This window comes from Chromobacterium sp. HL1 (assembly GCF_057418835.1).
In genome coordinates this window covers 5168935-5191652 of the sequence record NZ_CP162399.1, presented here as the reverse complement: position 1 = coordinate 5191652, position 22718 = coordinate 5168935, and the positions used below count along the sequence as shown (strand labels likewise).

General features: G+C 68.3%; 20 protein-coding genes. 9 read left to right on the top strand and 11 right to left on the bottom strand.

Going from position 1 to position 22718, the window contains the following annotated elements; translation table 11 throughout:
- Positions 1-2 precede the first annotated feature (2 nt).
- The 11 genes from AB1Z25_RS23710 to AB1Z25_RS23660 are packed head-to-tail and all read right to left on the bottom strand — an operon-like array spanning position 3 to position 13760.
- On the bottom strand, positions 3-863 hold the full coding sequence (locus tag AB1Z25_RS23710; protein ID WP_199225973.1) for an acyltransferase: 861 nt from the start codon (positions 861-863) through the stop codon (positions 3-5).
- Positions 860-2287 carry an O-antigen ligase family protein gene (locus AB1Z25_RS23705; RefSeq protein ID WP_486636332.1) on the bottom strand — a complete coding sequence of 476 codons (1428 nt, stop codon included), beginning with the start codon at positions 2285-2287 and terminating at the stop codon, positions 860-862. Before AB1Z25_RS23705 ends, AB1Z25_RS23710 begins: the two co-directional genes overlap by 4 nt.
- On the bottom strand, positions 2284-3387 hold the full coding sequence (locus tag AB1Z25_RS23700) for a glycosyltransferase family 4 protein (RefSeq protein WP_227106306.1): 1104 nt from the start codon (positions 3385-3387) through the stop codon (positions 2284-2286). Before AB1Z25_RS23700 ends, AB1Z25_RS23705 begins: the two co-directional genes overlap by 4 nt.
- Positions 3371-4612, bottom strand: a complete 1242-nt coding sequence (locus AB1Z25_RS23695; RefSeq protein WP_486636331.1) for a glycosyltransferase family 4 protein — start codon at positions 4610-4612, stop codon at positions 3371-3373. The genes AB1Z25_RS23700 and AB1Z25_RS23695 overlap by 17 nt, the downstream gene beginning before the upstream one ends.
- Positions 4609-5937 carry a cellulase family glycosylhydrolase gene (locus AB1Z25_RS23690; protein ID WP_486636330.1) on the bottom strand — a complete coding sequence of 443 codons (1329 nt, stop codon included), beginning with the start codon at positions 5935-5937 and terminating at the stop codon, positions 4609-4611. Before AB1Z25_RS23690 ends, AB1Z25_RS23695 begins: the two co-directional genes overlap by 4 nt.
- On the bottom strand, positions 5930-7114 hold the full coding sequence (locus AB1Z25_RS23685) for a glycosyltransferase (RefSeq protein ID WP_486636329.1): 1185 nt from the start codon (positions 7112-7114) through the stop codon (positions 5930-5932). The genes AB1Z25_RS23690 and AB1Z25_RS23685 overlap by 8 nt, the downstream gene beginning before the upstream one ends.
- A complete protein-coding gene (locus tag AB1Z25_RS23680; protein WP_486636328.1) occupies positions 7111-9105 on the bottom strand; it encodes a GumC family protein in 1995 nt (664 codons plus the stop codon). The genes AB1Z25_RS23685 and AB1Z25_RS23680 overlap by 4 nt, the downstream gene beginning before the upstream one ends.
- Positions 9106-9132: 27 nt before the next feature.
- Positions 9133-9939, bottom strand: a complete 807-nt coding sequence (locus tag AB1Z25_RS23675) for a polysaccharide biosynthesis/export family protein (RefSeq protein WP_107801483.1) — start codon at positions 9937-9939, stop codon at positions 9133-9135.
- Positions 9940-9944: 5 nt separating this feature from the next.
- A complete protein-coding gene (locus AB1Z25_RS23670; RefSeq protein WP_235085160.1) occupies positions 9945-10859 on the bottom strand; it encodes a glycosyltransferase family 2 protein in 915 nt (304 codons plus the stop codon).
- Complete coding sequence (locus tag AB1Z25_RS23665; protein ID WP_486636327.1) at positions 10856-12319, bottom strand: mannose-1-phosphate guanylyltransferase/mannose-6-phosphate isomerase; 1464 nt, start codon at positions 12317-12319, stop codon at positions 10856-10858. The genes AB1Z25_RS23670 and AB1Z25_RS23665 overlap by 4 nt, the downstream gene beginning before the upstream one ends.
- A 7-nt stretch (positions 12320-12326) precedes the next feature.
- The gene (locus tag AB1Z25_RS23660; RefSeq protein ID WP_486636326.1) at positions 12327-13760 is read right to left on the bottom strand and encodes an undecaprenyl-phosphate glucose phosphotransferase; all 1434 of its coding nucleotides are present in this window, start codon (positions 13758-13760) and stop codon (positions 12327-12329) included.
- 234 nt (positions 13761-13994) lie between these two features.
- Between AB1Z25_RS23660 and AB1Z25_RS23655 the strand changes: the two genes are divergently transcribed.
- The 9 genes from AB1Z25_RS23655 to AB1Z25_RS23615 all read left to right on the top strand — a co-directional run bounded on the left by AB1Z25_RS23655 (position 13995) and on the right by AB1Z25_RS23615 (position 22626).
- Positions 13995-14174, top strand: coding sequence for a DUF3460 family protein (locus AB1Z25_RS23655; RefSeq protein ID WP_486636325.1), 180 nt, complete (start codon positions 13995-13997; stop codon positions 14172-14174).
- A gap of 63 nt (positions 14175-14237) precedes the next feature.
- Positions 14238-14906, top strand: coding sequence for a class I SAM-dependent methyltransferase (locus AB1Z25_RS23650; RefSeq protein ID WP_474455320.1), 669 nt, complete (start codon positions 14238-14240; stop codon positions 14904-14906).
- A gap of 122 nt (positions 14907-15028) precedes the next feature.
- Positions 15029-15439 (top strand): biopolymer transporter ExbD, encoded by a 411-nt coding sequence (locus tag AB1Z25_RS23645; RefSeq protein ID WP_227106289.1) that lies wholly within the window; start codon positions 15029-15031, stop codon positions 15437-15439.
- On the top strand, positions 15436-16305 hold the full coding sequence (locus AB1Z25_RS23640; protein ID WP_486636324.1) for an energy transducer TonB: 870 nt from the start codon (positions 15436-15438) through the stop codon (positions 16303-16305). The genes AB1Z25_RS23645 and AB1Z25_RS23640 overlap by 4 nt, the downstream gene beginning before the upstream one ends.
- A 74-nt stretch (positions 16306-16379) precedes the next feature.
- Positions 16380-17669: a Tol-Pal system beta propeller repeat protein TolB gene (tolB, locus tag AB1Z25_RS23635; RefSeq protein ID WP_486636323.1), complete on the top strand. Its 1290-nt coding sequence runs from the start codon at positions 16380-16382 to the stop codon at positions 17667-17669.
- Positions 17670-17683: 14 nt separating this feature from the next.
- The gene (gene pal, locus AB1Z25_RS23630) at positions 17684-18211 is read left to right on the top strand and encodes a peptidoglycan-associated lipoprotein Pal (protein ID WP_107801475.1); all 528 of its coding nucleotides are present in this window, start codon (positions 17684-17686) and stop codon (positions 18209-18211) included.
- A gap of 161 nt (positions 18212-18372) precedes the next feature.
- Positions 18373-19119, top strand: a complete 747-nt coding sequence (gene ybgF, locus AB1Z25_RS23625; RefSeq protein WP_107801474.1) for a tol-pal system protein YbgF — start codon at positions 18373-18375, stop codon at positions 19117-19119.
- Between the two features lie 333 nt (positions 19120-19452).
- Positions 19453-21120, top strand: coding sequence for an RCC1 domain-containing protein (locus tag AB1Z25_RS23620; protein WP_146176773.1), 1668 nt, complete (start codon positions 19453-19455; stop codon positions 21118-21120).
- A gap of 27 nt (positions 21121-21147) precedes the next feature.
- Positions 21148-22626, top strand: coding sequence for a S8 family peptidase (locus AB1Z25_RS23615; RefSeq protein WP_486636322.1), 1479 nt, complete (start codon positions 21148-21150; stop codon positions 22624-22626).
- The last annotated feature ends 92 nt before the right edge of the window (positions 22627-22718 follow it).

The following is a 22718-nucleotide window of genomic DNA, read 5'->3' as shown; positions in this document are numbered from 1 at the left end:
CATTAGTGGAACAGGGTGAACAGCCCCTTGCCGCCCACCTTGTAATTGAGATCGCGCGGCCGTTCGCCCATGGGCTTGGCCCCGCTGCCGCCGACGATCTTGTACGGCGCCACTTCCTTGCCCACCACGGTGTTGGCGGTGACCACCGCGCCGCGGCCGATGCGCGCGCCGTGGCCGATCAGCGCGCCGGTGGCGATCCAGGCGTAGTCGTCGATATAGACCGGCGCGGACACCGACCAGAATTCCGGCGCGCTCAGGTCGTGACTGCCGGCGATGATCTTGGCGTAGGAGGCGATGGCGACGTGATCGCCGATGATCAGCCCGGCGCGCGCGTCCAGCAGGCAGTGCCAGGCCACGCAGCTGTCCGCGCCTATCACCAGATTGTTGACGCCCAGCACCTCGGTGTTGCGCCACACGCTGGAGCCCTTGCCGATGCGCGCGCCGCCCAGGCGCAGCCAGGCCAGCCGCAGATGGTGGGACGGCAGCTTGTTGATCAGGATGTTGTAGCCCTGCTCCCAGGCGCGCAGCCAGCGGTCCTTGAAAGTGGCCCAGTTGAGGCCGTAACGCGGCACCAGCTGGGTGGGCACTTCGTCGCGCAAGAGCGCGTAGAAGCGGCTCGCCAAGGGGTGCGGGATGCGGCTTTCCATGTCGACGGAGACGATGGACACGCGCGGTTCCGCGGCGTCGCCCTCCTCGAAGGCCACGTTGTTGGCCAGCATCCAGTCGTAGGCGGCGGCCAGTTCCGCCGCCGGCGCGCCCAGACGCGCGGCGTAGCCGTCCAGCCGCTCGCGCAGCGCGCTGCTGTGGTAAATGCGGTGGCGCAGCGTCAGCGCCGGCGCGGCGGGAAGATCGGTGGGTTTCATCGCGGTTTCGCTTTCGGATCAACGGTTTTCGGGCCGGAGGGCGCGACGGCGCTCAATAGCGGATCGCCGCGGCCGGCCAGCCGGCGCGCCGCTTGCAGATTGACGCCCATCAGCAGCCAGAACAGGCCGATCAGCACCATGGTGAAGCTGTAGTAGTGGTCGAACAGGCCGGTCAGCAGCGCCGCCAGCAGGCCGGACAGGGTGCCGAGCCAGATCGCGCGCTCCGGGTCCAGCGCGGACAGCGGGCCGCGCGGCCGCGCCTCGCGCCACCAGGCGACGGTGACGGCGACGAAGAGCAGCATGCCGGGCGCGCCCAGCTTGTAAACGTAATTGAGCCAGAGGTTGGAGATGCCGAGCAGGCCGCTGTCCGGCGGCGGCGGATCCACTTTGAAGCCCAGGCCCAGCGGATAGGCGCGCATCGCGTCGGGGAAGCGCCGGTATTCGTCCATGCGGATTTCCGTACTGGCGTTGCTGGCGGAGAAGGTGGTGGCCAGGCGTTCCTGCAAGGGCGGATAGAACAAGACCAGGGCCAGGCCCAGCGCCGCGGCCAGGCCGATGATGCGGCCGGCGTGCGGCGCGCGCCGCCAGCTCAGCCACAGCAAGACCAGCGCCAGGCTGACGATGGCCCCGCGCGAGATGCTGAACAGCAGGCCGGCCGCGCCCAGCAGCGCCACCGTCAGGCCCAGCAAGCGCCGCCAGCCGCGCTGCGCCAGGCCATAGAAGAAGGCCAGCGGCAGGAAGAGCGCCAGCGCGCCGCCGGTGAGATTGGGATGCACCCAGGGCGAGGCCATGCGGGTGTAGTTGGCGGAGAAGATGTCGCGCACCGCTTCCGGATGGGCGTAGCGCAGTTTTTCCAGCACCGGGATGAAGCTGTTGGCGTCGCGGTCCTTGAGGAAATAGCCGATGGACAGCAACAGCATGGCCAGCGTGCCCAGCAGCAGCGTCACGATCAGGCGGTCGCGGCTGCGTTCGTCCGGCAGCAGCAGCGGCGCCAGAAACAAGGCGGACAGATTCAGCAGCCAGCGCGCCCAGTTGACCGGGCCGTTGCCGTCGGCCTGCACCATCAGTTGGCCCGCCAGAAACGGCAGCAGGCTGAAGGCCATCAGCCACAGCAGCAGCTCTTCGGCGCGACCGCGCGGCCATTGCAGGAGACCGACGGCCAGCCGCGGCAGCGCCCCCAGCCAGGCCAGGCCCAGCAAGGCCTCGGACACGGTGACGCGCACGCCCAGTTGCACCGTGGCGTAAGGCGCCAGGGTGGCGGCGAGGCCGAACAGCGCCAGTCCCAGCAAGGGCGCGCGCAGCACGGCGACGCCGGCGCAGGCGGCGGCCAGCGCCAGCGCGGCGGCGGCCGGGCTGAGCAGGGCCAGCAGGCCGCCGAACAACAGCCCGCAGCTCAGGGCGAGCGCGCGATTCAGCGGCGTCATGCCAGCAGCCTGTCCAGCAGTTGATCCACGCGGCGGCGGTAGGCGTCCATATCGTAGCGGCGCGCCCAGGCGCGGTTGGCGTCGACATCGCCGTCCGGCCCGGCCGCGGCCAGCCGGTGCATCAAGGCTTGCAGCTCGCCGCCGTCGTTGGGGGCGAAACGCGCCGCTTGCGGCGGCGCGACCTCGTCCAGCGCGGAGCCGGTGGCCACCGCCACCGGCGTGCCTTGCGCCAGCGCCTCGATCACCGGCAGGCCGAAGCCTTCGGCGTAGGACGGCTGCCATAGCCGTTCCGCCCCCGCGTACACCGCGCTCAGCATGGCGTCGTCCAGATCGCTGAGCCAGATCAGGCCGTCCAGCCGCCGCAGCTCAGCCGGCAGGTCTTCCGGCCGCGCCACGAGCGCCAGCGCCGGCAGGTCCGGCTGGCGCTGACGCGCTTTCCGCCATTGCTCGACGAACCAGGGCATGTTCTTGCGCGGCTCGCGCGCGCCCACCGCCAGCCAATAACGCGCCGGCAAGCCGGCCGGCGGCTCCGCGGCCGGCCTCGCCGGCTGCGGCACCGCGTTGGGCAGCAGCGCCAGCTTGGCGCGCTGGCGCGGGAACAGCCGCGCGGCGGCGTCGGCGGTGAATTGCGACGGCGTCCAGACCGCGTCGGCGCGTTGCAGGGAGCGCGCGGTGCCGGCCCAATCGATCACGCGATAGGCCAGCGCGCGCAGCAGGCTGACGTGGTAGTTGTCCAGGGTCAGCTGGAACACGTCGTGCAACAGCATGGCGTAGCGCACGCCGCCGGGCGCGCGCCAGGGCGGCAGCCCGGTGTTGGCGGTGGCGATGTAAAGATCCAGCCGCCGGGCGCGGATGGCCTGTGGCAGAAAGCGGCATTCGAAATGCCAGCGCTCGCGCGGGCGATGCAGCCCGTCGGCCGGGCTGGGCCGCGCCGGGCATTCCGCCAGCCTCCGGTGGGGATGGTCGGCCGGACAGGCGGTGAAACGCAACACTTCCACGTTCGGCCGCGCCGCCAGCGCGGCCTCCAGCGCCAGCACTTGCCGCGCGATGCCAGAGCGCGGCGCGGCGGTCACCGGGCGGTAGTCAATTCCGATGCGCATGTCTCAGCTCCCGGTACAAGGTTTCCAGCTGGTCGGCGGCGATGGCCCAATCGTGCCGCCGCCGCACGAATTCGCGCCCGGCCGCGCCCAGGCTGGCCGCGCGCTCCGGCCGGCTCAGCAGCGCGGCCGCCGCCTCCGCCAGTTGCTCGGCGTCGTCGCCGCGCAGGTATTCGCTGTCGGGACGCAGGTCCAGCCCGGACGCGCCCTGCGGCGTGCTCAGCAGCGGCAGGCCGGCGGCCAGCGCCTCCAGCACCTTGAGCTTGGAGCCGCCGCCCTGGCGCAGTCCGGCGATGAAGGCCGCGGCGCGCCGCTGCTGCGTCGGCAGTTCCGGCACGAAGCCCAGCCACTCCAGCCGCGCGTCCGGCCAGCGCCGCGCCCAGTCCTCCGGCATCGCGTAGCCGCATATCGCCAGCCGCGCCCGCGGCAAGCGCCGCCACAGCCTAGGCATCACTTCCGCCGCCAGCCAGGCGGCGGCGTCGCGGTTGGGCGGGTATTCGAAATTGCCGACGAAGAGCAGACGCTGGCTGGCGTAATCCGGGCGGACTTCGGCGAAGGCGTCGGCGTCCACGCCGTTGATCACCACGTCCACCAGCCGGCCGCTGTGCTGGGCCATCGCCGCGGCGTCCTCCCAGGTGACGGCGGCGACGCGCTCGGCGGCGTTCAGCGCCAGGGCCGCCCAACGCCGGTAACGCCAGCGGTCCCACCAGACGAAGGGCGCGCACCAGCGCGGCAGATGCTGATAGGTGGCCGCGCCCAGTTCGGACTCGACATTGTGCTCGGTCAGCAAAAAGGGCTGACGGCGGCGGTCCAGCGCTTCCAGGAAGGGCTGCAAGCCGTAGCTGTGCTCGATCTGCACCACGTCCCAGCGCTGGCGCAGCAGGCCGTCGAATGTGCGGCTCAGATCAGGCGACAGGCCGTTGACGCTGGCCAGCATCGGGTAGGGTCCCAAGGCCGCCGCCAATAGCGTCAGCGGGTGCTTCAGCGGCCGGCGCGGCAGCACGATCAGCCGTTCCACAATGCCTTCCAGCTGGCGGCGGCAGGCCTCGCTGGCCGGTTCCTTGCTCTGCACCAGCAAGGTGATGCGGTGGCCGCGCGCCGCCAAGGCGCGCAGCAGCTGGAACTGGCGCAGCTTGCCGCCGCTGGTGGTGGGCCAGGGCAGATACGGCAGGGTCCATAGAATGCGCAGCGGCGGACAGCCGCCAAGGGAAAGAGAGGCCGGCTTCATTCTCGCCACTCCAGGATTTGCAGCTGCGGCTTCACCGCCACGCTCAGGCTGTCGCCGGCGGCGCTCAAGACGGCGCTGCTTCCGCTCAAGGGCTGGCGCAGCGTGGCGCGGGCGACACCGGGCAAGCGCGCCGCGCCGCCGTTCGCGCTCCAGAACATCCACAGGCGCGCGCCGTCCGGCTTGCGCCAGGCGATGCTGTACAAACCGTCCGGCGCGGCGTCCAGGCGCGGCGGCGGCGCCGGCTCCAGCCGCGGGCCGGTGATGGCGAGAAAGCGCGCCAGCGCCTTGTAGGCGGGCTTGGGCTTGCCGTTCAGATCCAGCAAGCCGTAACCGCGGTCGCGCGCGCTGGCGCGCTGGTCCAGATCGGACAGCGCGAACAGAAAGACGCGGTCGTAGTCCAGCGCGCTCATCAGCGCCAGCCGGCGCAGTAAATAATCCGCCTGGCCGTCGCGACCGATGATGTCCTGCTCTTCCTTGGGGCCGGCGTAACTGGACCAGCCCCATTCGGTGGCCCAGATGCCCGGCGCCTTGACCTGGCGCAGCCGGGCGTTGATCTGCTGAGCGCGCAGCACGAAGTCCCGCGTTTTAGGATCATCGCCCTCAGGCTGCTGGCTGTAGGGATGGTAGGCGACGATGGTTTTCAGATTCAGCGTGCCCTTCTTGCCCAGTTCCTCCAGCATCAGGCCGCCGCGCACCGGCATCTGGCTGTAATAAGCCATGCCGGCCATCACCACCGGCTTGCCCGGCGCCGCGGCGCGCAGCGCTTCCGCGCTGGCCTGCAACAAACGGCCGTAACCTTCCGGGCTGGGCAGCGGCCGCCAGAAGCCGGGCAGGTTGGGTTCGTTCCACACCTGCCAGGCGTCCACCGCCGGATAGCGCTTGGCCAACATGGCCATGCGCTTGGCGAACACCTTGTCGTCCTTGGGCGGGTACTGGTCGCTGGAACCAAGCAGCGGCGGCACGCTGCTGGCGAAGGGCGCCGATCCCACCAGGTAGAACACCGATTTGAGCTTCTGCGCCTTCAGCGTGTCCACCAGCTGATCCAGCGGCGCGAACACGAACTGGTTTTCCTTGGGTTCGTGGCGGTCCCAATGCAGGTCCACCCGCACCCAGCTCAGGCCCAGCGATTTGAGCTGCTGCATCTGGCGCTGGTATTGCTCCGGCGTGAACCAGAGGAAGTGCGCGTTGACACCGAGAAAGTCGCGCCACACCACCGGCCGGCCGGCGGTCAGCTCGGTGGTTTCGGCGCGCGGGCCGGCCGCGGCCAACGTCAGCGCCGCCGCCAGGACCAGCGCCCGCCACGCCGCGCCGCGCGCGCTAGCCATGCGCCCTCTCCCCCAGCGCGGTCTGGAACATGCGCAGAAACTGCGTCGCCACGCGCGGCCAGGCGCGTTCCCGCCCCAGGCTGCGCGCCTGTTCGCTGTGCAGACGCAAGCGCTCGGGCTGACGCAGCAGGCTGATCAGGGTCCGGGCCAGCGCCGCGCTGTCCCCGCGGGCGTAGACCTCGCCGTTGCCGAAGGAGGCCTCCTCGGCCAGCGCGCGCGCGTCGGAACAGACCACGCCGCGGCCGCAGGCCACGGCCCAGGACAGCGCGCCGCTGGCGCCGCACATCCGGCCCAGCAAGGCCAGCTTCCACGATTCCCGATACGGCAGCACCATGGCGTGATGGGCCTGGATCAGGCCGGGGATGTCGGTGGCCGGCAGGTCCGGCCGCCACTCCAGCATGTCCCGGTGCAGCCCCAGCAGGATGGCTTGCTGGCGCAGGGATTCCAGATAAGAGCCGGAGCGGCCGAAGGCGACGTCCGGCGCCACCCCGCCCGCCAGGGTCAGCCGCACCCGGTCCCGGGTGTCCGGTTCTTGCTGCAGCAGGGCCAGCGCGTCCAGCACATCCTCTATGCCCTTGCCCTGGTAGATGTAGCCGAAGTACAGCAGCCGCAACGGCCCCTGCGGCGGCAAGGCCGGCAGCGGTTCGACGGCGATTTCGCGATTGCCGTGCGCAATGTGGAACACCCGGCCGTCCGGCAAGCGCATCCGCCGGGCCAGGCCTTCCGCGCCGGTGGCCGTCAGCGTCACCAGCCGGGTCAAGCGCCGCGCCAGCCGCCGCTCGCGCGCCAGCGTCAGCGGGGCGGCCAGCAAGGCCGCGGCCTGGGCCAGCGGGCGCGGCAGCCGCCGCGGCAAGCCGGGCGGCCGCCAGACCAGGCGTTCCGGATCATGGACAGTGGCCGTCAGCCTCAGCCCCGGCTGATGGCGCGCCAACCACTCCAGCGCCATGAATTCGCCGCAGCGGCCGCCGCCCAGTTCTGCGTGCACCAGATCGAAACGCCGCCAGTCCACGTTCTGCATCTGCCAGGACAGTTCCAGCGCATTGAGCGCCAGCGGCTGCCCGTCCAGCGGGGAGACGACGCTGACGCCTTCGTCTTCCAAAGCCCGACGCCAGGCGTCGGCGTAGTCGGCGATGCCGTTTTGCTCCGACGGCAGCGGAGCCAGCAGGGCGATCTTCATCGGCCTTCTCCTTTCCAACGCGCCGCGCCTCTCAACACGGCGGCGGGGATTTCAAAACGGCGGCGGTTGAGCACAATGCCGTCTACCTGTCCGAACGCGGCGCCCAGGATGGCCAGCGCGTTTTCCACCACCGGCACCGTGGAGGCGCGCGCCTCCACCACCAGCAAGATCAGATCGGCGCGCTTCAGCTGCACGAAGGCCTGCTGATTGTCGAGCAGCGCCGGCGCTTCGATCAGCGCCACCTCGCCGGCGGCGACGCGCGCGTCCCCGGCGGCCAGCCGCGCCGGCACGCCGCGCTCGGCCAGCACCCGCAAAAAATGGCCGGCGACGAAGCTGACGCCCTCGCCGCGCCGCGACGACGCCAGGCCGATGACCAGGCCGTCCCGCGCCAGCTTGTCGGCCGGCAACTGGCTGTACAGGCGATAGACGCTGGCCTCGAAGGCCGGTGGCGGGGTCCGCCCCGGTTCCAACTCCATCAGCGTGCTCCACAGCGGCACGCCGAAACGGCGCTCTACGCCGCCGCCGTCGTGGATGCGCTGGTCCAGCAGATAGCACAGGTAAAGGGCGAACAGGCCCACCGCCAGGCCGGCCGGCGCCGCGGCCAGCAGGATGGCCAGGCTCTTGGGAAACACTCGCGCCGGGCTGAAAGTGGCCTGCTCTATCACCGCGATATTGCTGATGCGGCTGTTGTCCAGCTCGCGGTCTATGCGCGCTTTTTCCAGGCTGTCGCGGTAGAGCAGGTAGTTCTTTTCCGCCACCGCCAGATTGCGTTCCAGCCGCGACAGCTCCGGCTCCACGCCGAGAATGCGCGCGCGCTCGTCCTTCAGCTCGGCGATGGCCTTGTCGTAAGCCGCCACCTTGGCCTTCAGCTCGCCGGCGCGCATGCCGCGCTCCAACTTGCCGCGCTCCAGCAGATTGACGAGGTCGCTGGGCGCGCGGTTTTCCGAGCGCTGCACCGTGTCTTTTTCCCGGGCGATCAAGTTCTTAAGCGCGGCGATGTTTTCATCCAGTTCGCGGATGGGCGGCGCGTCCGGCAGATAGGTCTTGAGCTTGTCCAGCCGTTCCAGCTCCAGGCCGTTGAGCTTGAGCTTGAGGTCTTGCCGCGCCGGGTTCAGGCTCAGTTCGCGCTCCTTGACGATTTCGCGCGGCAGCTTGCCGCCGCTGGCCTGGGCGTTGGCGATGCCGCCCTGCATCGCCGTCCACTCCGCCTGATCGGCGCGGCGCGCCGCCTCCAGCTTGTTGAGCTGGTCGGTGAGGCTGTCCAGACGCTCCTTGGAGCTGATGCCGTCGATCTGGCGCAATTGCTGGCCGATCCGCTCCTTGTAGCCGGCGATCTGCTCGGCCAGCTTGCCGCTTTCGGTTTCGTAAAACGCGTACAGGCTTTTGCGCCCCAGCGCGCGGCTGCGCTCGTCGATGTACAGCGCCAGCCATTTGTTCAGCACTTGCCGCGCCACCGCCGGATCATCCCAGCTGAAAGCGATTTCCATCACCGCCGAACCGCTTTGGTGGCTGACGCTGAATTGCTTTTCCAGCTTGGCGGCCAGCCGCTCCTGCGGCGTCTGCGTTTCCACCACCCCGATCAGGGCCAGCGCGTCGCGCGCGCCGTCCAGCACAGCGCCGGCCGCCTGCTTTAGCCGATGCTTGACGGTTTTCCACCAGCCTTGCGGCGGCGGCGAGCGCATCTCGTTCAGGTAGTAGTCGGCCACTTGGTGGATGATGGGGCGGCCGGTCAGCAGCTTTTCCTCGTCGACGATGGGATCGCGCTGAGTGCTGGGCGCCACCAGCGTCTGACGGTCGGCGTATTCGATCGGCAACGTACTGGTGTCGCGGCCGGGTTTGACCAGCAGCCGCGCTTCGGATTCGTAGCGGGCCGGCAGCAGGAAGGCGCCCAGCGCCGCCACCAGCACGGTGGCGACGAAGGCCCATTTGAACTCGCGCCGGAAGATGAAGAACAGGCGGGCCAGGTCGCGGAAGGAGCGGATTTCTATCATATCGCTATCGCCGGTGCGGACCAGGGGCTAGCCGCCGGCCTTGATGGTGGGGTTGTTCTGGATGTTGACGTTGTTGCTGCCCTTGCCGCCCAGGTCGTAATTCAGTCCTATGCCTATCGCCTTGGAGAAGGGCAGCAGCTGGTTGACGTACATGTCCACGCCTTCCACCGCCTTGCCGATGGCGGACTTGGGCACGAACACGATGTCGCCGCGCTGCAGCATCACCCCGCGCCGTCCGGCGGCCGGGTCCAGCATCCGCGCCAGATCGGTGAAATAAATCTGATACAGGCCGGTCTCGTCCATGCGCAGCAGCGCCACGTGCTCGCTGTCGGCGGACGGCAGCACGCCGCCGGCGCCTATCACCGCCTGTTCGATGCTGGCGGCGGCGCTCAGCTCGAAGGCGGACGGATTGCGCACCGCGCCGCCGACGAAGACGCGGTTGCCCGGCGCGATGGCGATGTTGACGGTGACTTGCGGCTGGCGGTACAGCGCGGACAGCCGCTCGGTGATCTCCGCCCCTATCTCCTCCGGCGTGCGGCCGCCGCCGCGGACCAGGCCGGCGTTGGGATAAGAAAAGCTGCCGTCCGGGCGCACGAAGAACAGCGCCATCTCGTCTTTTTCCGCCGGGGATTGCGCGTCGCGGACGATGCGCAGGGTGTCGCCGTTCATCACCCGCGTCGTCGGCGGCGGCAATTGGCTGATGTCGCGCAGCGCCAGCCGCCGCGCTTCCACGGTCTTGGCGTCCGGCAGCGCGATGGTGCTGGGGGTGGAACAGGCCGTCAGTCCGCCCACAAGGGCGGACAACAAGACGGCGGCGAGCTTGGCGGTGGTCATCGCGTTCATTTCCAGTAAGCGGGGAACATGCTGAGGCGGCGCTTGAGCGCGCGCGGCAGCCAGCGTTCGACATGGCCCAGCCGGTAGCCGGCCAGCTTGAGCGCGCAGCGCAGCAGCACTTCGGACTGCCGCCAGGGCTGGCCGGCGCGGCGGACCGTCTCCAGTTCCGAACGCACAAAGCGCCGCCCTTCCGCCCCGGCGCGGCCGAAGCGTTCGGCGATCCAGCGCTCGCGGCCGTAGAACACGCCGATGTCGAAATAACGGCGCATTTCCTCCCACAGCCCGTAATCGTGGGAATGGTGGACGCAGGCGGCGGCTTCGTAGCGCACCGACCAGCCGGCCAGCAGCATGCGGCCGGCGACGTGGGCGTCTTCGGAGCCGATCACGTCCACGGGGAAACCGCCCACCCCGCGCAGCGCCTCGCGGCGATAAGCGGCGAAGGAGTCCGAGCTGAAACAGGTCTTGATGCCCAGCTCGGCGGCGTCGGCCAGCCGCTTGGTGCGGCTGAACGGCGGATAATTGAAGCGGCGCGCGTGCGCGCCCAGCAAGCCGGCGTCCGGCTGTGGCAGTTGACGGCCGTAGGCGACGCCGATGTCGTCCTCCGCCAGCAGCGCGTCGCGCAAGCGGCGCAAGGCGTCGGGGCCGGCGGGAATGGCGTCCTGGGTCAGATAGATCAGCACTTTGGCGTCGGTCAGCTCGCTGGCCAGCCGGCGGGTGCCGCCGTGATTGAAGTCCGCGGCGCGCACCGGCACCACGCTGGCGCCGGCGGCCAGCAGGCGCGCCCGGCTGCCGTCGCTGGACTCGCTGTCCAGCACCAGCCATTCGTCCGGGCGCAGGCTTTGCGCCGCCAGCGCCGGCAGCAGCCGGTCCAGATGGCGGCCGGCGTTGCGCACCGGCAGGATCAGCGCGGTTCGGCTCACGGCGCGGCCTCCGAACGGCCGTAGTCGTCGGCGAAGCGCACGATGTCGTCCTCGCCCAGGTACTCGCCGCTCTGCACCTCGATCAACACCAGGTCGATCAGGCCGGGATTGCTCAATCGATGGGTTTCGCCGGCGGGAATGAAGGTGGATTCATTGGTGTGCAGCAAGCGCTCTTCTTGGCCGTGGGTCACCATCGCGGTGCCGCTGACCACGATCCAGTGCTCGCTGCGGTGATGATGCATCTGCAAGGACAGCGCCGCGCCGGGCTTCACCACGATGCGCTTGATCTTGTAGCGCTCGCTGTCCGCCAGCACGGTGTAATGGCCCCAGGGCCGCTGCGAGCTCAGGTGCAGCCGCCAGGCCGGGTGGTTCTGCTCCTGCAGCCGCCGCGCCAGCTCCCTCACGTCCTGACTGCGCTCGCGCTTGGCCACCAACAAGGCGTCCGGGGTGTCCACCACCGCCAGATTGTCCACGCCCAGCATCGCGATCAGCCGGCCGCGGCTCTGGATGAAGCAATCCCGGCTGTCCCGCAGCAAGGCGTCGCCGCTGACGCGGTTGCCGTCCGCGTCGGCCGGGAACTGCTCGGCCAGGCTGTCCCAGTTGCCGATATCGCTCCAGCCCAGCTCGCAGCGCACCACCGCCGCGGCGCGGGTATGCTCCATCACCGCGTAGTCGATGGAAATGTCCGGGCAGCGGCCGAAGCGCTCATGCTCCAGCGCGCGCAGCCTGTGGTCCGCGTGCGGGGACGCCGGGCTGTGCGCCAGGCAGTCCCGCACCGCCGCCAGCACCTGGGGCGCGTGTTCGGCCATCTCTGCGCACAGCGCGGCGGCGGAAAAACAGAACATGCCGCTGTTCCACAGATGACGGCCGCCGGCCAGATAGCTCTCGGCGGCGGCGCGGTCCGGCTTTTCCACGAAACGCGCCACCTCCTGGCCGTCGACGCCGATCGCCGCGCCGGCCTCGATATAGCCGAAGCCGGTTTCCGCGCGGCTGGGCGTCAGGCCGAAAACGACGATGCGACCGGCGGCGGCCAGCCGCGCGGCCTTCTCCACCGCGGCGGCGAAAGCGGCTTCGTCGGCAATCAGATGATCCGCCGGCAACGCCAGCAGCAGCGGGTTGGCCTCCGGCTCGCGCTCCAGCAGGTCCGCGGCGGCCGCCGCCAGCGCCGGCGCGGTGTTGCGCCCTTCCGGCTCCAGCAGCAGCTCCAGCGCCAGTCCGCCGGCGTTGACCGCCCGGCATTCGTCCAGGGTGCGCAGCTGCGCCTGCTGATTGGTGATGATCATCACCCGTTTCACCCCCGGCAGGCGCGCGGCGCGCAGAAAGGCTTTCTGCAACAGGCTCTGATCGTCGGCCAGCCGGATGAAGGGCTTGGGAAACGCTTGCCGGGACACCGGCCACAAACGGGTGCCGGCGCCGCCGGACACGATGCAGGGAATCAGTTCTGGTCTTGGGCTTTGCATGGCGGCCTCAATAGGCTTCGTCGGCCGAGAGCACGGCCGGCAGGGTGCGGATCAGGATGTAGGCGTCGAACCACAGCGACCAGTTCTCGATGTATTCGAGATCGTGCGCCACCCGGCGCTCTATCTTGGTCAGCGTGTCGGTCTCGCCGCGGTAGCCGTTGACCTGGGCCCAGCCGGTAATGCCCGGCTTGACCCGGTGGCGGGCGGAATATTCCGCCACCGCGTCCTCGAACAAGACGCCGGCGGCCTTGGTGGCGGTGGCGTGCGGACGCGGCCCCACCATGGACATGCTGCCGCCCAGCACATTGAGCAATTGCGGCAACTCGTCCAGGCTGGTCTTGCGGATGAAACGGCCGACGCGGGTCACGCGCGGATCGCGACGGGTGGTTTGCGCCTCGGCGTCCGCGTCGGCCTGCTCCACGTACATGGAGCGGAATTTGTAGACCTCGATCAGGCGGTTGTTGTAGCCGTAGCGCCGCTGCCGGAACAACACCGGCCCCGGCGAATCCAGCTTGATCGCCGCGGAGATCAACAACATCAGCGGCGCGGCCAGCGTCAGCGCGCAAGCGGCCAGCAACACGTCCTCGCAGCGCTTGAGCAAAGGCGACCAGCCCTTGAGCGGCCGCTCTGAAATATTGAACATGGGCAGCCCGGCCACCGCGCTCACCCGATGATGGGCGTGCCGCAAGCCCGCCATGTCCGGCGCCAGCAGCACCGTCACCGGCAAGCGCCGCAGCAGGCTGACCAAATCCCCCATCCGCTTGACCGCCGCCCAGGGCAGCGCCACCAGGATTTGCTGCACCTCGCCCTCGCGCACCATCGCTTCCAGCCGCTGCATGCCGCCCAAATAGGGCAGGCCGGCCATCGCGTGCTGCAAACGGTCGGAGCGGTCGTCGACGAAACCAATCACGCAAGCGCGGATGTCCGCGTTCTCCCGCAGGAAGCCGGCCAGCAGGTGGCCGCTGGCGGTACAGCCCAGAATCACCGTGCGTTGCAGGCCCACGCCGCGGCGCACCAGCCGGCGGCACCAGACGTGCACCAGCAAGCGCTGCGACAGCAAGAGCATCAGCGTCGTCGCGAACCAGACCGGCCATAGCCGGTCCGGCAAGGCCGCCAGCGCCGGCGACAGCCCGCGCGCCAGCCACAGGACCGCAAACAGCAGCGCGCACGCCGCGGCCAAGGGCCGCAAACGCAGCTGACGCAGAAACATGCCGCCGCCGTAGACGCCAAAGGCCTGAAAAGACAGCAAGGCCAGGACGCCGGCAAGCAGCAAGACCTGCACGGCCTGCCCGCGGGCCTCCGTCGAAACCGGCTCAAGCAGCAGCAAAACGCAGCCGGGCGCCAATACCATCGCCAAATGCGTCAGCCGAGCCAGCAGCCGCAGATAGGTCAAGGTCTCGGGGTAGAACTGCACCAAGCTGTCCACATTGCGAATTCGCATCACATAAACCGTTAAGTTTAATTTGCTTAAACAAAAACGCCTTTTCAGTTTAAAATTTTGCTTAAATGTCTTTAAATCTTTTACGCAATATCGCAGCAAAGCTTCTCCGACGCAACCAGATTTGCGTTACAGTTTGAAATCTGTTGTCAAAAAGAATGTAAAGCGGGCGCTCAAGCTGACTGCGCGGCGATTTATCGATTAAAATCACGACATCACCCCAGAAGGAACGATGCGATGTATCAGTCCGATTTCACCCAATTCATCAACGGCTTCCTGGAAGAGCATCCGGAAGTGGACAGCCAGCGCCGCGACCTGCGCCTGACCCTGTGGGATCGTCAAGTGAACGCCGACGACCAGGAACGCTGGAAAGAATCCCGCGTGCCGCAGCAGCCCTATGTTTACCAGCCGGAATAAGCCCGGCTCCCCGCCTGACCCGACGCCCGCGCCGCGGGCGTTTCCGATTGCACTGCACACCCCATGACCAGCCGCACCGTGGCGCTAGACGGCGCCTTGCACGATTACCTGCTGAACATCAGCCTCAGCGAACACCCGGTGATGCGCGATCTGCGCGAATTCACCGCCACCCACCGCATGGCCAAAATGCAGATCGCGCCGGAACAGGGCCAGTTCATGGCCTGGCTGGCGCAGCTGATAGGCGCGCGCCGCTATCTGGAGATCGGCGTATTCACCGGTTACAGCGCGCTGGCGGTAACGCTGGCGATGCCGGAAGACGGCCGCACGCTGGCCTGCGACGTCAGCGAAACCTTCACCGCCGTCGCTCGCGACTACTGGGCCCGCGCCGGCGTCGCCGAGCGCATCGAACTGGTGTTGCAACCGGCGCTCGCCACCCTGCGCCAACAGCTGGACGCCGGCCAGGCCGGCCAGTACGACCTGGCCTTCATCGACGCGGACAAACCCGCCTACCGCGACTATTACGAAGCCTGCCTGCAGCTGGTGCGCCCCGGCGGCGTGATCGCCATCGACAATATCTTCCTGTCCGGCCGCGTGGTGGAGCCCAAGCCGGAAGACCCGCCCGGCGTGCATCTGATGCACGACTTCAACGCCGGCCTGAAGCACGACCCGCGCATCCGCATGTGCGTGCTGCCGGTGGGGGACGGGCTGACCCTGTGCACGCGGCTGGCCTGAGCCCCACAGGCGACCGTGGCCATGAACTTTTCATGATCCGCCGCGGTCTGATCCGCTTCCCCCGGACACCTAGACCGGAGCCCGGTGTATCATGACCGCTTGCCAACGCTAACAGACGCTCCATGCTCAATCGCCGTCCCCGCCGCCAGATGAACCAGATGAACGTCGTGCCTTACATCGACGTGATGCTGGTGCTGCTGGTCATCTTCATGGTGACCGCGCCGATGTTCACGCCCGGCGTGATCGAAGTGCCCAGCGTGTCCCAGGCCGCCAGCATCGACACCCGTCCGCTGGAAGTGACCGTGGACGCCCAAGGCAAGATCCAACTGATAGACAACGACCGCAAGACCGACGTCGCCTCCGTCGCCGATCTTGCGGTGCAAATCCAGGCCTTGGGCGCGGCCGAACGCCCGGTGGCCATCTCCGCCGACGCCAACCTCAAATACGCCGAGGTGGTGCAGATCGCCGACAAACTCCACCAGGCCGGCGTCAAGCGCGTGGCGCTGACGGTCAAGCAGCAGAAGCAGGGATGATGGCCGCAGTGTCCACCTCGCCGCGTCCTTGGTCGCTGATCGTTTCGGTACTGCTGCACGTCGCCGTGGTCGGCCTGCTGCTGTGGGGCGGCTTCCATTCCCAAACCCTGCAGGAACAGGCGCCGGTGGCGCTGGAGCTGTGGACCACCGCGCCGCCGCCGCCCGCGCCGGCCGCGGTGACCGAACCCAAGCCCGCGCCGGTGACGGAACCGCCGCGCCCCGTCGTGGCCGAGCCGCCGGCCGACGTCAACCTGGGCCGCGACAAGAAACCGCCGGAACCGCCCAAGCTCAAGCCGGAAGCCAAGCCCGAGCCTAAACCGGAGCCCAAGCCGGAACCGGCGAAGAAGCCCGAAGCGAAAAGAGCGGACAAGCCCGCCGAGAAAAAACCGGAGGCCAAAGCGCCGCCGGCGCCGGCCGCCAAACCGCAGGCCAAGCCCAAGCCGTCCAAAACCTACAACCCGGAAGCCGACGACCTGTTGGCCAGCCTGGACAGCCCGCGCACCAGCGGCAAGGCCAATGCGCGCAGCGATCAGGCCGGTTCGCCCAACGGCGTGGCCGGCGGCGCGGCCAACGGCTCGTCGACGGCCAAGGCCGGCTGGATCAGCCGGGTCAAGGCCAAAGTCACCCCGCTGGTGCAAGTGCCGCCGGAACTGAGCGGCAACCCCAAAGTGGTGTTGCAGGTCAGCCTGCTGCCCTCGCTGGAAGTGAACCGGGTGCAGCTGCTGCAAAGCAGCGGCAGCAAGGCTTACGACGACGCGGTGCAAAGGGCGATCTGGGAAGCGAAAACCTTTCCGGCGCTGCCGCCCGGCGCCAATTTCAACGATGGCTACCGGCAGTTCAAGATGGAGTTCCGGCCCAAGTCATAAGGCGGACCAAACACAAGCCATGATGGACCGGCTGCGGCGTCGCCTCATGCCGATAGACTGATTCGAGGGAACTAATGTCCAGCTTCAAAACTCTGTTGAATATGCTGCTCGTCACGCTGGGCCTGATGGCCGCAGGCGGCGCGCAAGCGGAAATGACCATCGAGATCGTCGGCGGCGGGGCCAATCGCCACGCCATCGCCATCGCGCCGTTCAAGGACGAAGCCAACGCCCAGGGCGGCCTGAGCCCGGTGATCAAGAACGATCTGACGATTTCCGGCGTCTTCCGCATGGTGGACGCCGCCGGCGTGGCCAATACGCCGTTTGAGCCCGCCGACATCCGCTACCCGCTGTGGCAGGCCGCCGGCGCGCAGTCCGTCGCCATCGGCAAAGTGGAGGCGGCGGGCGGCGGACAGTTGAAAATCAGTTTCCGGCTGATGGACGTCGCGCAGAAGAAGCAGCTGACCGGCGGCGAATTCACCGTCACCCCGGACCGCACCCGCCAGGTGGCGCACGCGATCGCCGACATGATCTACGAGGCGATCACCGGCCAGAAAGGCTTCTTCAACACCCGCATCGTTTACGTGCTGAAGACCGGCGGCAGCTATCTCTTGCAAGTGGCGGACGTGGACGGCGGACGCGCCCAGACCATTCTGCGCTCCAGGGAGCCCATCATCTCCCCCAGCTGGAGCCCGGACGGCGGACGCATCGCCTATGTGTCGTTTGAAAGCAAGAAGCCGGTGGTCTGGGTGCAGAGCCTGGCCACCGGCCAGCGTTTCGCCGCCGCCAACTTCAAGGGCAGCAATTCCGCGCCGGCCTGGAGCCCGGACGGCGGCAAGCTGGCGGTGGTGCTGACCACCAGCGGCAATTCGCAGATTTACGTGATCAACGCCAACGGCGGCGGCGCGCGCAGGCTGATGTACAACGGCGGCATCGACACCGAGCCCACATGGAGCCCGGACGGCGGCAGCTTGTACTTTGTCTCCGACCGCGCCGGCGGCCCGCAGATCTACCGCGTGTCCGCCGATGGCGGCAACGCCCAGCGCGTCACCTGGGAAGGACGCTACAACGTGTCGCCCAAGGTGTCGCCGGACGGCAAGACCCTGAGTTACATCCGTCGCGAGGGAGGCAACTTCCGCGTGATGGCGCAAGACCTGGCCACCAACGACAGCCGCGCGCTGTCGGACAGCGGCTACAACGAACGCCCAAGCTTCGCCCCCAACGGCCGCATGGTGCTGTACGCCAGCGACGCCGGCGGCAAGAGCGTGTTGTACGCCGCCACCACGGATGGCAGCAGCAAAGTGAAATTGGCCGTGATCAACGGCGATGTACAGGACCCGGCTTGGGGCCCATTTAATCGTCCTTAATTGGAGCTATTGATATGAACTGGAAACAACTCGTCCTCGGCACCGCCACCGTTACCCTGCTGGCCGCCTGCGCCAGCACCAAACCGGCTGACACCACCGCCGGCACCCAGCAGCCCACCACGCCGCAGACCACCGCGCCGGTGGACACTGGCAGCGGCAACCAGAACCAGGTGTCCGTGGATCCCTTGAACGATCCCAACAGCCCGCTGGCCAAGCGCAGCGTCTACTTCGGCTTCGACTCCTCCTCCGTTGACGCCAGCGGCAAGCCGGTAGTGGAAACCCACTCCGCCTACCTGAAGCAGAACGCTGACAAAAAAGTCATCATCCAGGGCAACACCGACGCCCGCGGCAGCCGCGAATACAACCTGGCCCTGGGTCAGCGTCGCGCCGAAAGCGTGAAAAAGGCGATGGAAGTGCTGGGCGCCAAGGAAAGCCAGCTGGAAGCGGTCAGCTTCGGCAAGGAAAAACCGCGCGCCACCGGCAACACCGACGCGGACTTCGCCGAGAACCGTCGCGCCGACATCGTGTACCAAGGCCACTAAGCCCAAACCGCCGGCCCGATTCAGGGCCGGCTTTTACAGCCGGACATCGGGCGGATGCGTTTTCACGCGCTTGCCGTTAAGATATCCGGCTGTATTCATTGCCACCCACCTTACAAGCGTCGTCCCCTCCGGGCCGGACGGCGGGACATCCCGGGACAACCATGAAACGGCTCACCCTCTGCAGCGCGCTCTTGCTGGTTCTCACCGGCTGCGCCACCACCGGCGATCTGGAAGAAACCCGCCGCCAGCTGGACCAAGTCAACCGCCAGGCGTCCACCCGGCTCAATGAAGTGGAAAGCAAGCTTTCCAATGAAAAGCTGTTGGAAATGGTCAGCCAGCTGGAAGCGATGAAGGCCGAAGTGGCCAAGCTGCGCGGCGACGTGGAAGTGCTGAACTACAATCTGCAAACCACGCAGAAGCGCCAGAACGACCTGTACAACGATCTGGACGGCCGATTGGGCCATCTGGAGAACAGCGGCGCCAAGCCCATGCCCGCCACGCACGGCGACGCGGCCTCCGGCTCCGCGGACGGCGGCGCCGCCACCAGCCCGGATTACGACAAGGCGCTGAACCTGCTGCGCGCTCGCGACTTCGCCAAGGCCGCCGACGCGCTGCGCGGCTTCATCGAACAAAACCCGCAAGCGCCGCAAGTGGCGGAAGCCACATACTGGCTGGGCGTGTCCCACACCGCGCTGCGCCAATACGACGCCGCCATCGACATCCATCGCCGCTTCGTCGAGCAGTTTCCGGACAACCACTTCGCGCCGGAAGCCCTGCGCAATATCGGCAATTGCCAGCGCGACCTAGGCCAGATGGACCAGGCCAAAGCCACTTACAAACGCCTGATCAAACTGTATCCCAAGACGGACTCCGCCCAAAAAGCGCGCCAACAACTGGCAAAAATGTAACACCCCGGCCGGCTCCCCTCCGGCCGTCATGCCCCATTTTGAAGCCAGCCCGCCGCGGCTGGCTTTGTCTTCCGCGTCGTTTCCGTCGCTGGCAAATAGCTGATTTTTCAATAAAAAATTAAAACACAAATAATTATAACCAATGGTTATCCGCTCGCCGCACCAAAATGGCGCAGCGCTCCGCCTCCCCCTCCCTCCGCCGCCTCCGCTCCCGCTTGCCTTATCCATGCGTTTTCTCTACCAAACATGCTTATCGCATGACAATATATTCGTTCTGGGTTTAAACCCAGGATAAAAATACAAACGACAAGATCTACAAAGGAGTTACCCGTGATGAGAACCACACAAGCAAGCGGAACCCAATGGTTCCGGCTTGGCGCTATCGCCGTGGGCGTAGCGCTGATCGGCGGCCTTTCCGGCTGCGAAGACGACGGCAGCGGCAGCCAGCCCGGCGACGGCTCCAGCCATCATGGCGGCAGCGGCCGCCTGGCGGTGGACATCTTCGGCAACCGCGGCGGCGTGCTGACCGCGGTGCCCAGCGGCCTGTGCCTGGGCCAGCCCCGCGTGCAATGGAGCAATGGCGCCCGCGGCTTCAGCGCCGAAGACAGCGCGCCGGACCAGCCGCTGACCGCCACCGTCAGCTGCGCGCTGACCAGCGCCAGCCAGACCCTGGTGCCGCAAAACGTGTTCAGCGCGCCGTCGGTGTTCGCCGTGCTCAAGGCGGACCGCACGCTGGCGGTCTGGGGCAGCCGCCGCCTGGGCGGCGACACCTCCGCCCTGCCCGCCCAACCCAAGGACGTGGTGGCGGTGGCCGGCAATGAGCGCGCGATGGCCGCGCTGCAGGCCGACGGCACCGTCGTCGGCTGGGGCCGCGCCGGCTCCGGCGCCAGTTTCGCCGGCCCGGTGGGCGTAGGCAGCGCCGACGCCACCTCCCCGGTGGCGCCGCTGGGCAAGATCGCCAAGCTGTGGCCCACCAAACGCGGCTTCGTCGCGCTCAACGGCGACGGCAGCGCCACCAGCTGGGGCAATATCGAAACCACCTTCGACGGCAGCGGCGGCTCCAAATCCATCTCCTCCTACTTCGACGCCGCGCGCCTGGCCGCGCTGAAGGACGTCGCCAGCGTCAGCCACAATCTGGGCGCGGTGGCGGTGCTGAAGAAGGACGGCAGCGTGCTCGCCTTCGGCGACCCCAATTCCGGCGGCGACGCCTCGCCGCTGGCCGCCAAACTCAACAATGTGGCCAGCATCGCCGCCACCGATTACAACTTCGCCGCGCTGAAAAAAGACGGCAGCGTGGTGGTGTGGGGCCTGAACTGGGACGGCCAGACCAGCGACTACTACGACGGCAGCGAGCCCATGCCCGCCGGCGTCAGCGCCGTGCAGACCAACCTCAACGTCTTCGCCGCGCTGAAGCAGGACGGCTCGGTGGCCACCATCGGCAGCGCCTACTTCGACCGCGGCGCCGACACCGGCCCGGTGGCCGGCAACCTGGCCGGCGTGGCCAAGCTCTACGCCAGCAAGACCGCCTTCGCCGCCTTGCGCAAGGACGGCAGCGTGGTCACCTGGGGCGACAGCGCCCGCAACGACGCCAGCGGCGTGCAACACCAGCTCAACCGCGTGCGCGCCATCGCCTCCACCGAGCTGGCCTTCGCCGCGCTGCGTCAGGACGGCAGCGTGGTGACCTGGGGCGACGAACTGCGCGGCGGCGACAGCAGCGCGGTGCGGCACCGCCTGCGCGATGTGGTGGCCGTGTTCGCCAACGACTACGCCTTCGCCGCCTTGAAGGCCGACGGCAGCGTGGTCACCTGGGGCGCGCCCACCCACGGCGGCGACAGCTCCGCCGTCCGCTCGCGCCTGGTCAATATCCGCGCCATTTACAGCACTCCGCTCGGCGGCTTCCTCGCCGTGGCCAAGGACGGCAAGTTCGTCGCCTGGGGCAGCCCGTCCGCCGGCGGCAATGCCCCGGCCGGCCTCGCCGCCATCCCCTACGTCAAGAACTAAGCCGTCGCCGCATTGGAGCAATCACACATGAACCGCAAAACCTCGCTGTCCCTGCTGACCGCCGCGCTGCTGGCCGGCGCCGGCGCCGACATCGCCGCCGCGGCGCCCTCCGCCGCCGGCATCACCGGCATCATCGTCAAATACCACAGCGTCTCCCAGCTGCAACTGACCCAGGCTCGCATCGCCAACGGCGGCCGCGCCCCGTCCAGCCGCCCGGCGGATTTCGCCGCCCGCACCCAACGCGTGCAGCAACTGAGCGGCAGCCCGCTGCAATTCCATCACCAGATGGGCACCGGCGCCTACGTCTATCAAAGCGGCAAGGCGATGAGTGTGGCCGAAGCCCAGACCCTGGCGCGCAAGATCCAGCAAGACCCGGCGGTGGAATACGCCGAGCCGGACTTCGTCATGAGCCCCAACTACCTGCCCAGCAGCCCGCTCTACGCGACCAAGCAATGGGATATGCAGGCTAGCGCCGGCGAACCGGGCGCGATGAACCTGCCGGCGGCCTGGGACCTGTCGCTGGGCGCCGGCGTCACCGTGGCGGTGCTGGACACCGGCTACCGTCCGCACGCCGACCTCAAGCCCAATCTGCTGGAACCGGGCTACAACTTCATCTCCGATCCCAAGCGCGCGCGCCTGCCGGCGGTGGCGCAGACCAATGCCGACGGCAGCCCGCTGCTGGACAGCAACGGCCAACCGGTGCAAAACGCGCGCACCAACAACGGCCTGGATCAGGGGGATTACAGCGACGGCAGCCTGTGCCGCGCCGGCAACAGCAGCTGGCACGGCACTCACGTGGCCGGCACCATCGCCGCGGCCGCCGGCGACGCCAACGGCCTGACCGGCGTGGCGCCCAAATCCAAGCTGCTGCCGCTGCGCGTGCTGGGCCAATGCGGCGGCGCCAGCTCGGACATCGCCGACGCCATGCTGTGGGCGGTGGGCGCCACCGTGCCCGGCGCGCCGGTCAACGCCAATGTGGCGCGGGTGCTGAGCATGTCGCTGGGCGGCGCCCAGCCGTGCAGCCGCACCTACCGCGACGCCATCCAGCAGGTCAACGCCCGCAACGGCGTGGTGGTGGTGGCCGCCGGCAACGCGATGAAGAACGTGCGCAACACCAACCCGGCCAGCTGCCCCGGCGTGATCACCGTCGCTTCCAACGGCAAGTCCGGCGGCATCGCCTCCTACTCCAACTACGGCGCGATCACCACCGTCACCGCGCCGGGCGGCGACCTCAACAGCGGCGACCCCGGCATCTACTCCACGCTGAACAGTGGTACTACCGTGCCGGGCGCGGACAGCTACGCCGCCTTCCAGGGCACCTCCATGGCCACGCCCCACGTGGCCGGCCTGGTGGCGCTGATGCTGTCCTCCAACCCCAGCCTCAACTGGAAAGCGGTGCGCAACATCCTGATCAAGACTGCCCGCCAACCGGCGGCGGATTGCGAAGGTTGCTCCGCCGGCATCACCGACGCCGCCGCCGCGGTGCGCGCGGCCAAAGCCAACTAAGCCGGCCGGCGGTCGGCGCCCCGGCGCCGGCCGCCGGTTCGCTTGCGGCTTCCTTTCCCTGCACACCAGGAGCCTGCCGCCGCGGCTCTGGC